At 56.7% G+C, this 13,729-nt stretch carries 15 protein-coding genes; 10 read left to right on the top strand and 5 right to left on the bottom strand.

Features of this window, described 5'->3' with window-relative positions:
• Positions 1–19: 19 nt before the first annotated feature.
• Positions 20–1,999 (bottom strand): 4Fe-4S binding protein, encoded by a 1,980-nt coding sequence (locus JAO79_RS00635; protein ID WP_199005243.1) that lies wholly within the window; start codon positions 1,997–1,999, stop codon positions 20–22.
• A gap of 141 nt (positions 2,000–2,140) precedes the next feature.
• Here JAO79_RS00635 and JAO79_RS00630 point away from each other — a divergent pair, with 141 nt between their 5' ends.
• The 9 genes from JAO79_RS00630 (at position 2,141) to JAO79_RS00595 (ending at position 9,458) form a co-directional block, all read left to right on the top strand.
• The gene (locus tag JAO79_RS00630) at positions 2,141–2,719 is read left to right on the top strand and encodes a DUF3305 domain-containing protein (protein WP_199005242.1); all 579 of its coding nucleotides are present in this window, start codon (positions 2,141–2,143) and stop codon (positions 2,717–2,719) included.
• A complete protein-coding gene (locus JAO79_RS00625; protein ID WP_199005241.1) occupies positions 2,719–3,318 on the top strand; it encodes a DUF3306 domain-containing protein in 600 nt (199 codons plus the stop codon). The genes JAO79_RS00630 and JAO79_RS00625 overlap by 1 nt, the downstream gene beginning before the upstream one ends.
• A 90-nt stretch (positions 3,319–3,408) precedes the next feature.
• A complete protein-coding gene (locus JAO79_RS00620) occupies positions 3,409–4,020 on the top strand; it encodes a molecular chaperone (protein WP_199005240.1) in 612 nt (203 codons plus the stop codon).
• A gap of 40 nt (positions 4,021–4,060) precedes the next feature.
• Positions 4,061–4,252, top strand: a complete 192-nt coding sequence (locus JAO79_RS00615) for a twin-arginine translocation signal domain-containing protein (RefSeq protein WP_199005239.1) — start codon at positions 4,061–4,063, stop codon at positions 4,250–4,252.
• Between the two features lie 86 nt (positions 4,253–4,338).
• Positions 4,339–7,224 carry a molybdopterin-dependent oxidoreductase gene (locus tag JAO79_RS00610; RefSeq protein WP_199005238.1) on the top strand — a complete coding sequence of 962 codons (2,886 nt, stop codon included), beginning with the start codon at positions 4,339–4,341 and terminating at the stop codon, positions 7,222–7,224.
• A 15-nt stretch (positions 7,225–7,239) separates the two neighbouring features.
• Entirely contained in the window at positions 7,240–7,848 is a 609-nt protein-coding gene (gene fdh3B / locus JAO79_RS00605; RefSeq protein WP_133006668.1) for a formate dehydrogenase FDH3 subunit beta, read from the top strand.
• Positions 7,849–7,934: 86 nt separating this feature from the next.
• Positions 7,935–9,101 carry a formate dehydrogenase subunit gamma gene (locus JAO79_RS00600; RefSeq protein WP_199005237.1) on the top strand — a complete coding sequence of 389 codons (1,167 nt, stop codon included), beginning with the start codon at positions 7,935–7,937 and terminating at the stop codon, positions 9,099–9,101.
• Positions 9,098–9,226: a hypothetical protein gene (locus JAO79_RS16350; protein ID WP_265091645.1), complete on the top strand. Its 129-nt coding sequence runs from the start codon at positions 9,098–9,100 to the stop codon at positions 9,224–9,226. Before JAO79_RS00600 ends, JAO79_RS16350 begins: the two co-directional genes overlap by 4 nt.
• A complete protein-coding gene (locus JAO79_RS00595; protein ID WP_199005236.1) occupies positions 9,219–9,458 on the top strand; it encodes a sulfurtransferase TusA family protein in 240 nt (79 codons plus the stop codon). The genes JAO79_RS16350 and JAO79_RS00595 overlap by 8 nt, the downstream gene beginning before the upstream one ends.
• 14 nt (positions 9,459–9,472) lie before the next feature.
• On the opposite strand, the gene JAO79_RS00590 is transcribed toward JAO79_RS00595, so the two are convergent.
• From JAO79_RS00590 to moaB, 4 genes are read right to left on the bottom strand one after another with little or no spacing between them, the layout of a single operon-like run.
• On the bottom strand, positions 9,473–9,922 hold the full coding sequence (locus JAO79_RS00590) for a molybdenum cofactor biosynthesis protein MoaE (RefSeq protein WP_199005235.1): 450 nt from the start codon (positions 9,920–9,922) through the stop codon (positions 9,473–9,475).
• Position 9,923: 1 nt separating this feature from the next.
• On the bottom strand, positions 9,924–10,184 hold the full coding sequence (gene moaD, locus JAO79_RS00585; RefSeq protein ID WP_199005234.1) for a molybdopterin converting factor subunit 1: 261 nt from the start codon (positions 10,182–10,184) through the stop codon (positions 9,924–9,926).
• Position 10,185: 1 nt separating this feature from the next.
• Positions 10,186–11,397 carry a gephyrin-like molybdotransferase Glp gene (glp, locus tag JAO79_RS00580; protein ID WP_199005233.1) on the bottom strand — a complete coding sequence of 404 codons (1,212 nt, stop codon included), beginning with the start codon at positions 11,395–11,397 and terminating at the stop codon, positions 10,186–10,188.
• A 23-nt stretch (positions 11,398–11,420) separates the two neighbouring features.
• Entirely contained in the window at positions 11,421–11,993 is a 573-nt protein-coding gene (gene moaB / locus JAO79_RS00575) for a molybdenum cofactor biosynthesis protein B (RefSeq protein WP_199005232.1), read from the bottom strand.
• A gap of 367 nt (positions 11,994–12,360) precedes the next feature.
• Between moaB and rho the strand changes: the two genes are divergently transcribed.
• Complete coding sequence (gene rho, locus JAO79_RS00570) at positions 12,361–13,623, top strand: transcription termination factor Rho (RefSeq protein ID WP_199005231.1); 1,263 nt, start codon at positions 12,361–12,363, stop codon at positions 13,621–13,623.
• Positions 13,624–13,729: the final 106 nt, after the last annotated feature.

Raw genomic sequence — 13,729 nt, 5'->3', positions numbered from 1 at the left:
GCTTTACCCTGTTTAATTATTAACTGTCTAGGTAGTCATCACTGGTGCGAACCCGAGGGCGGTTGCCCCCTGCCATCGGTGCCTGATCGCTATGGAACTGGGCTTTAACACGGCAGTTATCACACATTCTGATGAGTTGAACGTTGTCAGAGTTCTTGTACATCCAGTGCTGGTTTTCCAGCTTTTCGATTATCCGGTTGATGGTGCTGGCGACCCCAAACGGAGTGCCGCACTGGATGCATTCGTAGGGCTCCTCACCATGAAGTGGCCGGGGGCTGAGGGCCTCCTTGGACAGATCCAGTTGCGGGATCAAAGTGATGGCGGTCTCCGGGCAGGTGCTGTCGCAGACTCCGCATTGCACACACGCGTTTTCGGTGAACTGAACTTCAGGCCTGTCCGGGTGGTCGCCAAGCGCGCCGGTAGGACACAGCGACACACAGGCCAGGCAAAGTGTGCATTTATCGGAATCAATGTTGATCGCGCCGTAGGGTGCGCCTGCGGGCAGCGGGATAGGTGCTTCGATCTTATCTGCCATCGCGGCAACTGTTACTCGTGTGATATCTCGACGGCCGCCGACCAGCAAGACCGGCTCACTCACTCTGCCGGCGTTGTCGCCCGGGTTGCAAAGCTCGTTCGGTTCGATAACGCGAACCCGGCTCGGTGCGTTGTGTGTTCCTTTCAGCATGGCCTGAGCCAGTTCAACTTCGGCCGCCACGGCCCGACGATCTGTTTCGTTATCGGCCAGAATCAGCACTTCGGCATAGCCTGCTCCGAAAGCGGCCATGATTTCGGCGTGGCCAATCCGGTCTGTATGTTCCAGCCCCATCGGAATTAAGTCATCGGCCAGGCCATGGTCGTATCTGGCGAGATAAGCAATGGCCTCGGTACCTGCGCTGAGGGAGTGGAATAGCAGGCGCGGGGATTCCTGGGTTTGCTCGCGATACACCTTGGCCATGACGTCCAGCGCCTTGGTCAACGCTTCGAACGGGGTTTCCGTCATATTGATGGCAGAGGTCGGACAAACCGCTGCACAAGAGCCGCAGCCTGCGCAGATATCCGAATCGATCTGAACGTGATCGCCAGCTGAGAAGATGGCTTCGGTGGGGCACACGTCTAAACATCGGGTGCAACCGGGTTTTTTGGCCCGGGAGTGCGCGCACAGGGATTCTTCCAGCCTGAAATACACGGTTTTTTCGAATTCACCAACACGATCCCGAGCTGTCAGCGCAATGCGTTCCAGCTCTCCTGCCTTGTTCGGATCGGCCCAGAAATAACCGTTGCGCTTCTGATGACTGGGAAAGGCAGGGGCACCTCCGCGCAGGTCGATCAGCACATCGCATTCGCTTCGGGCGCTGGCTTTTACTTCGCCGTAACCCGGTTCGCCCCGGCCGGCCGGGTGCAGCATTTGCAACCCGGAAAATTCCAGCTGGAAGTTGCCTAGTGCGCCATAAGCCGATGCGAGCTGGCCTTTCGCTACATCGTACGCGGCGGAAGGTAGCTGGACAGGCCCGGCATCATTGACGATACACGTGACTCCCAGCTCGTCTTTCACCAGTTCAGCCATCCTGAGCGCCTGCTCGGACGGGCCGATAATGCAACATACACCGCTGGAGTGAATGGTTTTCGCAGGGGCGATCGGGGGCGCTAGCTGGGCGGCGGCAACCAGAGCCGCCTGTTTCGCAGCCAGCCGCTCGGGCTTGGCATCGGGCGAACTCCAGCCCGCCCGGTCCCTGATGTCAATGGTGTTGAGTGGCGCCGCGTGTTGAGTTTCGGCATAAATGTCTTCCGCGAGGCGCTCAAATAAAGCAGCCTGCTGACCGCAGGCGATGAGCACTTCGTTGTTCGCTGCGAGGTGTTCCGCGGCAATGCCTAACTCGTTGCCACACAGTTGATTTACTTCGACCACCTGTTCGGCGCCTGCGGCCGCTTGCAGCAGCTTCGGGTCGAACCGCTGACTCTTGTCGCAGGAGCATAACACTAGGGTTTTATGTGCCGTCATCAGGAATCCAGCCCGTTTCGTTGTTGTTATCTGTATGCGAATTGGCTTTACTTCATGAGCATGCCACAGCCATTTAGATTTGGACAATTGGTTAAGTGTCGGATCCCTACTAAAGTCAGTTAATAACAAAAGAGAAGGGTCATGAGCAGTCGAACAGAGCAGTGGAGACGCGAGTTGCAAGTCGGCGCCGTGGTTCGCCGCTCGCCCGGTGTAACGCGCTGGGCGCGTGAAATCTGGAAGCCGGTCGCCATCATCCCGGGGGCACCGCAGGCGTTCTGGAAAGAGCTGGTTCATGACGGCGAGGTGGTTGATTACCACGCGGGCACTGTAACCATGGAACTGTACCGTGCCGATGTCGAGGGGTATCTGGTGTCGCTCAACATGGAGATTCCCTCCGTTTGGGTGATCATGGATAAAGACCCGAGCAGCCAGTCTCCTTCGGGATGGGTGGTCAGCGCCGTAACCGCCAGCGCCCATGAGGCACTGGATTCTCTGGATAGTGGCGAGAGCCTTGTCGAGGCGGTGCCGGTTCCGGAGTCTCTGGCGGCGTGGATCAAAGAGTTTATCGACATGCATTACATCGAAGAACCGTTCAAAAAACGCCGCCGCGACGAGGTCCGGGTGGATGGCATCGAAGATGCGAAAGGCGACCCGCGTATTCGCCAGGAAAGCGACGTTTATCGAGCGCCCGCCAACATGAAGAAACCGAGGTTGCAGTGATGGCAGAGTCACGCTTACAGCGGTGGTCACGCCTAAAAAAGCAAGCCGACCGGAATTCCGAGCTGTCTGCGGCCGAAGAACCCTCGCCGGAGGCAGTAGCTGCTCCGGAGGAACAGGAGTTGGCCCGCAACGAGGCGTTGTCGGAGCTGGAAATCCTCGAAAAATACGGTTTGCCTGATCCGGACAACATCGAGCTGGGCACCGATGTGACCGGGTTTATGCGCAAAGAAATCCCGGACTTCCTTCGCCGAAAAGCGCTGCGATCGCTTTGGCGATCCAATCCGGTGCTGGCGGTACTGGATGGGCTTAACGACTATGACGAGGACTTCACCGCCGCAGGCCCCACCGTCAAAGGTGCACAGACGCTGTATAAGGTAGGGCAGGGGCTGATTGATAGATCGAAAAAGCTGGATGAACAAGCAGAGACACCCGCACCGACTCCGGATGTGGTTCAGCCTGAGACCAAGACAGAGCCGCTGAAGCTCAAGGCTGAGGCGGAAGCAGCCCCCGCCCCGGAAAAACCGGGCGCGGAACCCGAAGCCGCGGCGCCTGAACCCGACATCGCGCAACAGTATCGTCCCCGAATGCGTTTCGAGTAAGCGTTCGAGGGCGAAGTTGCGTTGGTGTTGGATCAGGGCTATAAGGATGGGTAGTACATAATTCAAACAATAAACGCTAAGGAACGACTCTTGGTTAGCACAGCTGAGGTTCAATGCCCTCGTTCTATCAGTGATGAAGATAGAGCGAGGGCGCAAATATATCAGTTGCTGGGCACCTTGCTCGGCAGCCCGCCTTCAAGCGAGTTGCTTGAAGGGCTAGCCTTGTTGCAAGGCGATGACACCCCTTTGGGTTCAGCATCCAGACAGCTGGCCGCGCTTGCGGAACGCACCTTACCTTTTGATGCCACACGCGAGTACAACAATTTGTTCGTTGGGCTTGGCCGCGGCGAACTGTTGCCCTACGCCAGCTATTACCTGACCGGTTTTTTGAACGAGAAACCCCTTGCCGAACTGCGAACCGACCTGATGGCCCGAGGCATCAGAGCTCGTAGTGACATCAAAGAACCGGAAGATCACATCGGCACGCTTTGCGAAATCATGGCAGGCATCATTACTGGTGATTTTCCGTGCGACAGCGATCTGGCTTCCCAAAAAAACTTCTTCGATGCGCATCTGGCAAAGTGGGCCGGATTGTTTTTTACCGATTTGGAAGAAGCGCAAGGCGCCATCTTCTACGCGCCGGTGGGTTCGCTTGGGCGAGCTTTTATGGCCGTTGAAGCAGACGCCTTCGCCATACAGTAACCGGAGCCTGCACGGTTCCTTAACCCATGGGGAGGGGCCTATGGATAGCCCGAAACGTGAAAACAGTCGTCGCCGTTTCCTGAAACTGGCCGCCACTGCAGCTCCGGCAGCCGTGGCGATGGCGGTTTCACCCAACGCCGCAGCTGAGGTCGTCAAGAACGACGCGCCGAAAAGCCGCGGCCTGCGCGACACAGAGCACACTCGCAAGTATTTCGAATCGGCTCGCTTTTAAGGATGTGTGATTCATTCAAGATTGCGTGATGCTCTTGGGTGATAACGCCTCCGGATAAAGAGAATAAGAAGAGAGAGGTAAGAGACATGTTGCGGAAGAAGACCAACGGGGTTGCGAAAGGCCCCCGTGCAGGATCTCTACTTTCATCTCTCGCTGCCAAGACGTTGGACCGCCGCCAGTTTCTGGCGGCCTCTGGCGTTGCAGTGGGGGGCATGGCGGCTTTATCGCTGACATCGGGGCGGGTTGAAGCTGCGGATCCTTCGACCGAAGGCGGGCAAATCGTTCGCAGAAAATCCGTGTGTACTCACTGTTCGGTGGGATGTACCGTCGAGGCGGAAGTCCAGAATGGTACCTGGATTGGGCAAGAGCCGGGTTGGGACAGCCCTTTCAATATGGGCGCCCACTGTGCCAAAGGTGCTTCGGTGCGTGAACATGCGCATGGCGAGCGTCGCCTCAAGTCCCCCATGAAAATGGTTGATGGCCAATGGCAGAAGATCTCCTGGGATCAGGCGATCAACGAAATTGGCGACAAAATGCTACAAATCCGCGACGAGAGCGGGCCGGACTCGGTCTATTGGCTGGGCAGCGCAAAGTTCAACAATGAACAAGCCTATCTGTTCCGGAAATTTGCTGCCTACTGGGGCACGAACAACGTTGATCACCAGGCCCGGATCTGTCACTCAACCACGGTAGCCGGCGTAGCCAACACCTGGGGCTACGGGGCTATGACCAACTCCTACAACGATATTCACAACTCCAAAGCGATTTTCCTGATCGGGGGCAACCCTGCCGAAGCCCATCCGGTCTCGCTTCTGCACATTCTGAAAGCCAAGGAAGAAAACAATGCGCCGCTCATTGTGTGTGATCCACGCTTCACGCGCACAGCGGCTCACGCGGATGAGTTTGTCCGTTTCCGGCCGGGTACGGACGTTGCGCTGGTGTGGGGCATTCTGTGGCACATCTTTGATAACAAATGGGAAGACAAAGAGTTCATCCGCACCCGGGTTTGGGGTATGGACGAGATTCGTGAAGAGGTCAAACGCTGGAATCCGGAAGAAGTCGAGCGTGTCACCGGTGCGCCGGGGGCCCAGCTTGAACGTGTCGCCCGTACCCTAGCCAACAACCGACCGGGCACCGTGATCTGGTGTATGGGCGGTACTCAGCACACTAACGGCAACAATAATACCCGAGCCTACTGCATCTTGCAGTTGGCGTTGGGCAACATGGGGACGCCAGGCGGCGGCACTAACATCTTTCGGGGTCACGATAACGTGCAGGGCGCTACCGACCTTGGGGTGCTGGCCGACACTCTGCCGGGGTATTACGGCCTGAGTGCAGGCGCTTGGGCACATTGGGCGCGGGTCTGGGAGGAAGAGCCGGACTGGCTGAAGGGCCGGTTTGCCGTCTGGGACAAGAATGGCAAATCCAAAGCCATGATGAACGAGAAGGGGATTCCGGTGTCCCGCTGGATCGACGGGGTTCTGGAGGCTAAGGAAAACCTCGACCAGCCTGATAACACCCGGGCGATGGTGCTATGGGGCCACGCGCCCAACTCCCAAACTCGTATGCTGGAAATGAAGGAAGCGATGGAGAAGCTGGATCTGCTGGTAGTGGTGGATCCTTTCCCGACCGTTTCCGCGGTGCTGCACGATCGTAAAGACGGTGCCTATTTACTGCCAACGACTACCCAGTTCGAGACCAGTGGTTCGGTAACCGCATCGAACCGATCGCTGCAGTGGCGTGAAAAAGTGGTTGAACCACTGTTTGACTCAAAGGTTGACCACGAAATCATGAAGCTGTTTGCCGACAAGTTCGGCTTTACCGATCGCATGTTCCGCAATATCGCGATCGAAGGTGACGAACCGGTGATTGAAGACATAACCCGGGAATTCAACCGCGGTATGTGGACCATTGGCTACACCGGCCAATCGCCGGAGCGCCTGAAAAAGCACATGAAGTATCAGCACCACTTCGACAAAACCACCCTTCGTGCTAAGGGTGGCCCTTGCGACGGGGATATCTATGGCATGCCCTGGCCTTGCTGGGGTACGGCGGAGATGAATCACCCGGGTACACCGAATCTGTACGATATGTCGTTGCCGGTGTCCAAGGGTGGCTTGACCTTCCGAGCCCGGTTCGGTGTCGAGCGCAACGGTGAAAACCTGTTGGCCGAAGGTGTTTACTCGAAAAACTCGGACATCAAGGACGGTTACCCCGAGTTCACCATGCAGATGCTGATGGATCTGGGCTGGGACGGGGATCTTACCGCTGAAGAGCGTGCCTCAATAGACGCCGTGGCAGGCCCCAAAACCAATTGGAAAACTGACCTGTCCGGCGGTATCCAGCGTGTTGCGATCAAGCACGAGTGTGCGCCCTTCGGTAACGCCAAAGCGCGGACTGTGGTCTGGAACTTCCCTGATCCCGTGCCGCGTCATCGCGAGCCGCTTTATACGACGCGCCGTGATCTGGTTAAAGATTACCCGACCTACGAAGACAAAACGTTCTGGCGCGTGCCGACTTTGTATGAATCGATACAGAAGAAGGATTTCAGTAAGGACTTCCCGATCATTCTGACTTCTGGCCGTCTGGTCGAATACGAAGGTGGGGGTGACGAAACACGCTCGAACCCCTGGCTGGCTGAGTTGCAGCAAGAAATGTTCATTGAGGTGAATACGCGGGATGCGAACAACCTGAATATTCGTGATGGCAAGGATGTCTGGGTAACCGGGCCGGAAGGCGGGCGCATTAAAGTCAAAGCGTTGGTTACCGAGCGAGTGGGTGAGGGCGTAGCCTTTATGCCGTTCCACTTCGGTGGGCACCTGGAGGGCAAATCGCTGCGGGATAAATACCCGAAAGGCGCTGACCCCTATGTTCTGGGTGAATCTACAAACGTTGTTCAAACATACGGGTACGACTCGGTCACGCAGATGCAAGAGACCAAAGCGACCCTGTGTTCGATCATGCCGGCATAGCAGGAGGTGTAGACCATGGCACTTGAAGGACAAGCACGCGCAAAATTCCTTTGCGACGCCGAACGCTGCATCGAATGTAATGCCTGCGTGACGGCCTGTAAGAACGAGCACGAAGTCCCTTGGGGCATCAACCGTCGGCGGGTAGTCACCATCGACGATGGCAAACCGGGCGAGCGCTCGATCTCGGTTGCTTGCATGCACTGTTCAGACGCGCCGTGTATGGCCGTTTGTCCGGTGGATTGCTTCTACCAGACCGAAGACGGCATCGTCTTGCACTCCAAAGACCTGTGTATTGGTTGCGGGTATTGTTTCTACGCATGCCCCTTTGGCGCCCCTCAGTTCCCGCAAGCGGGTAACTTCGGTAGCCGGGGCAAGATGGACAAATGCACGTTCTGTGCAGGTGGTCCGGAAGAGGATCATTCCGCGGCCGAGTTCTCCAAATACGGGCGTAACCGCATCGCCGAGGGGAAGTTGCCTCTGTGTGCGGAAATGTGTTCGACCAAAGCTTTGCTGGCCGGTGATGGCAACGAAGTGGCGGACATCTATCGCCAGCGTGTGGTGAGCCGGGGATTCGGTTCGGGCGCTTGGGGATGGGGCACAGCCTACGAGAGAAAGGGTGCATAAGTTGGCTTGAGTGTTCCGGGGGCCTCTGGGCCCCGGAACCGATTGAGGCAATGCATGCTTCTTGTTGATTCCGTTGGAGTGCTCTCATGAAAGCAAAACTAATGGCGGCCGCTCTCTTTATGCTGGCCGCCCTGTTGTTCAGCCCTGCGTGGGCCGAAACTGCGGTGGACCGGACAGCGACCGGGGGTGCGCAAACCCTGGAAGACATCATGGCTCGCCAGCAGCAGCTGAAAGTTGATCCGTCTTTCCGGTCTGAAAATCTGGGCGACCCTGCCAACGCTGCGCCTATCACCGAGCAATTAGGTACACGGGGTGGGGTGTCACTTTCAGACACATATCGATCCATTCGCTATAACGAGTTTGATGCCAGCACACAGATGCGAGGCCCGGCGGCTGATGTTCTGATTCAGGACGGAGGCATGCCATGGCTTGAGTTACGAGAGGGGCCGATCATCACCTATGGTGGCGGCGCGATTCTGGCGTTTATCGCGTTGCTAGTGGTGTTTTACCTCGTTCGCGGCAAAATCCGCATCGAGGGTGGCCCGTCCGGGGTGACGATCCAGCGCTTTAAAGCCATCGAACGGTTTGGGCATTGGTTGTTGGCAGGTTCGTTTATTGTGCTAGGGCTGACCGGGCTCATCACGCTGATGGGGCGAAGCTTCCTGATCCCGGTTTTCGGGGCCGAAGCTTTTGCCACTTTGGCCGCCGGTTCCAAGTGGATACACAACAACATTTCCTGGGCTTTTATGCTCGGTCTGGTCATGACCTTCGTTATGTGGGTGGCGCATAACATTCCCGATAAGCTGGATTGGCAGTGGCTCAAGGCCGGTGGCGGTATTTTCAGCAAATCCCACCCTTCAGCCAAGAAGTTCAACGCCGGGCAAAAGATCGTTTTCTGGACCGTGATGGTGTTGGGTTTTTCGGTCTCGCTATCTGGCTTGTCGCTGCTGTTCCCGTTCCAGATGCCGATGTTTTCCGATACATTCGGCGTCATAAACAGCATCTTTGGAACCGAGCTTGATACGGCCCTGACTCCGCATGAAGAAATGCAGTATGCCAACATCTGGCACTCAATCGTGGCGTTCGTCATGATGCTGGCCATTATCGCTCACATCTATATCGGCACCGTGGGTATGGAAGGCGCCTATGATGCGATGGGTAATGGCCAGGTGGATGTGGAATGGGCGCGTCAGCACCACGATCTGTGGGTGGCCGAGGTGGAGGCTAAACAAGGCAAAGGAGACGTTCCGTGAAAGTGATGATGGCGGCATTTGCTGCGGCCTTGCTGATCGCTTTCGCTGCTCCGTTATTGCTGGGCCAGTTCGGATGGTCGTCAGCGGAGCAGGAAAGCAGCGCAACGAGTGTGCGCCTTGACTGAGCAAGCTGAAGCCTATCGAATCGATGCGATCGGTTTGGTGTGCCCACTCCCCATTTTGCGCTTTAAAAAGCGCATTCAGGGGTTGCCCAGCGGCACGTTGGTTGAGTTCCTGGCTGATGACCCAACCAGTCGCCGGGATTTGCAGGCACTGTGCGATATGGCTGGCCACAGGTTGGAGTGGGTTCAGGAAGAGGGCGACGGGGTTCTGCGTTACGGCGTTTATCTGGCGTAATCAGATCCCTGGCGCTATTTGCGCCAGGCCTCCCCTCGGGCAACATCCGACGCTTTCTGCTCTACCCAATGTTCTCCCGATTCAGACAGCTCCTTTTTCCAAAACGGTGCAGACGTTTTCAGCGCGTCCATAATAAACTCGCAAGCGGCAAAGGCATCGGCCCGGTGTGCACTGCACACGCCGACAAATACAATCTGGTCTTGCAGTCGTAGCTTGCCAACCCGATGAATAACCCGAGCCTGACGCACGTCCCACCGTCGCGAAGCCTCGTCGATCAAGTCCGCAATGACTTGCTCCGTCATGCCCGGATAGTGCTCCAGAAACAGGCCGGAAACGCCCTGAGTGTCGCCAGAGTCTCGAACCAGTCCCGTAAAGGTCGCAATCGCCCCGGTACCGGTTCCGCTTTCCCGAAGCGCCGCATATTCGGTGCCGGCATCAAAATCGTCCGTCTGAATGCTGATCATATTAACCCCCGGTTACCGGTGGAAAGAAAGCAACTTCATCGCCTGCCTTCACCGTGGCATTGGACTTTGCCATCGCCTGATTGATGGCAATCATTACGGGTTGGTCGCCTTGTAATTGCGCCCAGGGGCCTCCTTGGCTAGCCAGCTCTGCCAACAAATCCCCGGCGGTCTGATATTTGTTTGCCGGTAGAGTGAGTTGCTCCGTACCCAGTTCCTCACGGAGACGCGCAAAAAAACGGACGGTAATGGTCTGGTCAGTCATATCAGCTCAGTAACTCAGTGAATGGGAAGTAGGTGATCAGGCTGCCTTCGGCAACGGTGCTCTGTTCCGGTATGACTGCCAAGCCGTCGGCCCAGCAGGCCGAGCTCAATACACCAGAGCTCTGGTTCGGGTACGCGCTGATCTGAGTCTGGCCGTTCACCGATTCCAGGCGCGCGCGAACAAACTCACGGCGCACGGAAGACGAGGTGATGTTAAAGGCCGCCGGCAGTTTCTGACCGGCTGGGTGAATACGCGAACGCCCCTGGCAGGTGCGAATGTAGGGCATGGCGACCATTAGAAAAGTCACCAGTACCGAGGCCGGATTGCCGGGCAGACCGAACACCGGTGTTCCTTTGATGGAACCAAATGCCAGAGGCTTGCCGGGTTTGATCGCCAAGCGCCACAGCGACAGCTCGCCGGATGCCTCCAATACCGCCCGAACGTGGTCCTCCTCCCCTACGGAAACGCCTCCGCTGGTGATGATCAGGTCGGCCTGTGTCGCGGCGCGCTCAAGTGTTTCCCGGGTCTCGGTGCGGGTGTCGCGCAGCGTGTCACACAGCACGACATCGCAGCCGGCCTCCGCCAACAGAGCGAGCAGCGTGAAACGGTTGGTGTTATAGATCTGGCCGGGCCCTAAAGGCTTGCCCGGATCGACCAGCTCATTGCCGGTGGACAGAATGGCGACCCGCAACTTTTTCACCAGCGTCACTTCCGCTAAACCTAACGATGCCAACAGCCCCATTTCCTGAGCCCGGATTTTCGTGCCTTTGCCCAGTGCCAGGCTACCTTTGGCGAGATCCTGGCCGCGCCGACGGATATTTCGATCAGCTTTTACATCGCCATCTATCACAATGCCGTTGTCGGTTACCTCAACCCGCTCCTGCATGATGACCGTATCCGCCCCTGCGGGGATTTCCGAACCGGTAAAAATGCGGGCAGCGGTTCCGGGTTCCAGCGGCTTTGGAGCCGAGCCTGCGGGAATCCTGTCGGAGACAAAGAGTGCCTGGCTAGGAACGTAGTCCTCGGCCCGCAAGGCATAGCCATCTACCGAGCTGTTGTCGGCTGGGGGAACATCGGCCGGAGCCTGGTAATCCTGGGCCAGTATCCGGCCAAAGCTTTCGGTGAGCGGCAGGCACTCGGTTTCGGTCATCGCCGGAGCCATGCTCAGCAGGTGGGCAAGGGCTTCTTCGAGTGGCGTGAGCTGGGCTGTCATTGTGCGAGTCTCCGGAGCCAGAACTAACGTGTTGCGCGATTTCCAATCACTTCTTGAAGGCGTTCCACCGCCCGCTGAGGCTTACGCCGAACCAGAGCCGAAAAATTGCAAGGGCTGTGGCGGTTGTCGAGTTGCGTGCTCAGAATGCCATTCCAGCCGGTGCGACATGCGCCCGTGGAGCCGGGTAGACAGAAAATGACCGTATGGTTGGCGAGGCCGGCAAAGGCCCGGGACTGAATGGTGGAACTGCCAATTTCCGAAGCCGACAGGCGCCGGAACTCTTCGCCAAACCCTTCAATCGACTTGTCTAAAAGCGGGATAACCGCTTCTGGTGTGCTGTCCCGTTCGCTGAAACCGGTACCACCTGTAATGACAATGGCATGGATGTCCGGATCTGCAATCCAGGAGGACATCGCGGCACGTATCAGATAAACATCGTCAGGCAGAATGCGTCGTGACATCAGCTGATGACCGGCCGCCACCGCACTGTCTTCGAGAAACTGACCGGAAGCATCTTCGTCAAAGCCGCGAGTATCGGAAACGGTAAGAATCGCTATATTAAGAGGGGTGAATTCGTTCGTGGGCTCAGTACTCATGGAAAGCGCTCCGAAAATCACAGAGGAAGTATTGTCTCTCAGTATCTCTTTCAATCGCGGGCATTGGAAGGGAGTAACATAGCAGAGAGGGCTTTCCGAGCTTGTGCACTGGTATTTTGGGCGAAAGTTGGCGTTAATTTGTTCAGTGCACTTGACAGATCCGGTCAAGGTGGTCGATTATGCTGACTGCCCGGCGAACAGTTGTTCCCACTCTACTGGCACAAGCAATAATATCCGGCTTCCCTCTGCACCGGATGCTCCATCTGCCAGCACCTTGTTTCAATATATATTTATGATCAACGCGTTCAGGGGCATCCCTGCAATTTCAACCGTCGTTTACTTCCATTCCTGAAAAATCCTACAAATTATGAATCTTACTGAACTCAAGCAGAAATCTGTGCCCGAATTGCTCGAAATCGCGCAAGAAATGGGCCTCGACAACCTCGCCCGTTCGCGCAAACAAGACGTCATCTTCAGCATCCTGAAGAAGCACGCCAAGAGCGGCGAAGATATATACGGTGATGGGGTGCTGGAGATTCTGCAGGATGGCTTCGGCTTTCTACGTTCTGCCGACGCGTCCTACCTGGCCGGCCCTGACGATATCTACGTTTCGCCGAGCCAGATCCGTCGTTTTAACCTGCGTACGGGTGACACGGTTGCGGGTAAGATCCGCCCACCAAAAGACGGCGAGCGTTACTTTGCTCTGCTGAAGGTGAGCGAGATCAACTTTGACAAGCCCGATAACGCTCGCAGCAAGATTTTGTTTGAAAACCTGACGCCGTTGTTCCCGGACGAGCGTTTGGTGCTGGAAGTAGGTAACGGCAGTACAGAAGATCTTTCCTCCCGGGTACTCGACCTGGTGTCGCCGATCGGTAAAGGTCAGCGTGGCCTGATCGTATCGCCACCCAAGGCCGGTAAAACACTGTTGATGCAGGGCATCGCCCAATCCATCGTTCGGAACAATCCAGAATGCCACCTGATGGTGCTGCTGATTGACGAACGCCCGGAAGAAGTGACCGAAATGCAGCGCACCGTGCGCGGTGAAGTGATTGCCTCCACCTTTGACGAGCCGCCGGCCCGTCACGTTCAGGTAGCCGAAATGGTGATCGAAAAAGCCAAGCGTTTGGTTGAGCACAAAAAAGACGTGGTTATCCTGCTGGATTCCATGACCCGACTGGCTCGTGCCTACAACACCGTGATCCCATCATCCGGTAAGGTATTGACCGGTGGTGTGGACGCGCACGCGCTGGAAAAGCCGAAGCGCTTCTTTGGTGCCGCCCGTAACGTCGAAGAGGGTGGCAGTTTGACGATTCTGTCGACCGCGCTGGTTGATACTGGCTCCAAGATGGATGAAGTCATCTACGAGGAGTTTAAAGGTACCGGTAATATGGAAGTCCACCTGGACCGTAAGATTGCCGAGAAACGCGTTTACCCGGCCATCAACGTGCGTCGCTCCGGCACTCGCCGTGAAGATCTGTTGATGTCTGAATCAGAAATCCAGCGTATCTGGATTCTGCGCAAGTTGCTGCACTCCATGGATGACGACACCGCATCTCTGGAGTTCCTGCTGGATAAACTGCGGGACACCAAAACCAACGACGAATTCTTCCAGTCTATGAAGCGTCGTTGAGTTTGAACTTCGGAGTCGGGCGAGCACCGCTGATGGGCGGAGCTCTGGCCTAACGTTCGAAGAACCAAGCCGGGCGAGGGGACCAAAACATTCAGGAAAACCACGT

The organism is Marinobacter litoralis (genome assembly GCF_016427555.1).
Lineage (GTDB): Bacteria > Pseudomonadota > Gammaproteobacteria > Pseudomonadales > Oleiphilaceae > Marinobacter > Marinobacter litoralis_A.
This window is presented reverse-complemented; position numbering and strand designations above follow the sequence as displayed.

Bases quoted from the DNA above. Each gene is read 5' to 3' on its own strand.
- JAO79_RS00600 (WP_199005237.1), top strand. From the start codon at position 7,935: ATGAAAGCAAAACTAATGGCGGCCGCTCTCTTTATGCTGGCCGCCCTG.
- JAO79_RS00590 (WP_199005235.1), bottom strand. From the start codon at position 9,922: ATGATCAGCATTCAGACGGACGATTTTGATGCCGGCACCGAATATGCG.
- JAO79_RS00635 (WP_199005243.1), bottom strand. From the start codon at position 1,999: ATGACGGCACATAAAACCCTAGTGTTATGCTCCTGCGACAAGAGTCAG.
- JAO79_RS00615 (WP_199005239.1), top strand. From the start codon at position 4,061: ATGGATAGCCCGAAACGTGAAAACAGTCGTCGCCGTTTCCTGAAACTG.
- moaD (WP_199005234.1), bottom strand. From the start codon at position 10,184: ATGACTGACCAGACCATTACCGTCCGTTTTTTTGCGCGTCTCCGTGAG.
- JAO79_RS00625 (WP_199005241.1), top strand. From the start codon at position 2,719: ATGGCAGAGTCACGCTTACAGCGGTGGTCACGCCTAAAAAAGCAAGCC.
- JAO79_RS00630 (WP_199005242.1), top strand. From the start codon at position 2,141: ATGAGCAGTCGAACAGAGCAGTGGAGACGCGAGTTGCAAGTCGGCGCC.
- JAO79_RS00610 (WP_199005238.1), top strand. From the start codon at position 4,339: ATGTTGCGGAAGAAGACCAACGGGGTTGCGAAAGGCCCCCGTGCAGGA.
- rho (WP_199005231.1), top strand. From the start codon at position 12,361: ATGAATCTTACTGAACTCAAGCAGAAATCTGTGCCCGAATTGCTCGAA.
- glp (WP_199005233.1), bottom strand. From the start codon at position 11,397: ATGACAGCCCAGCTCACGCCACTCGAAGAAGCCCTTGCCCACCTGCTG.
- fdh3B (WP_133006668.1), top strand. From the start codon at position 7,240: ATGGCACTTGAAGGACAAGCACGCGCAAAATTCCTTTGCGACGCCGAA.
- moaB (WP_199005232.1), bottom strand. From the start codon at position 11,993: ATGAGTACTGAGCCCACGAACGAATTCACCCCTCTTAATATAGCGATT.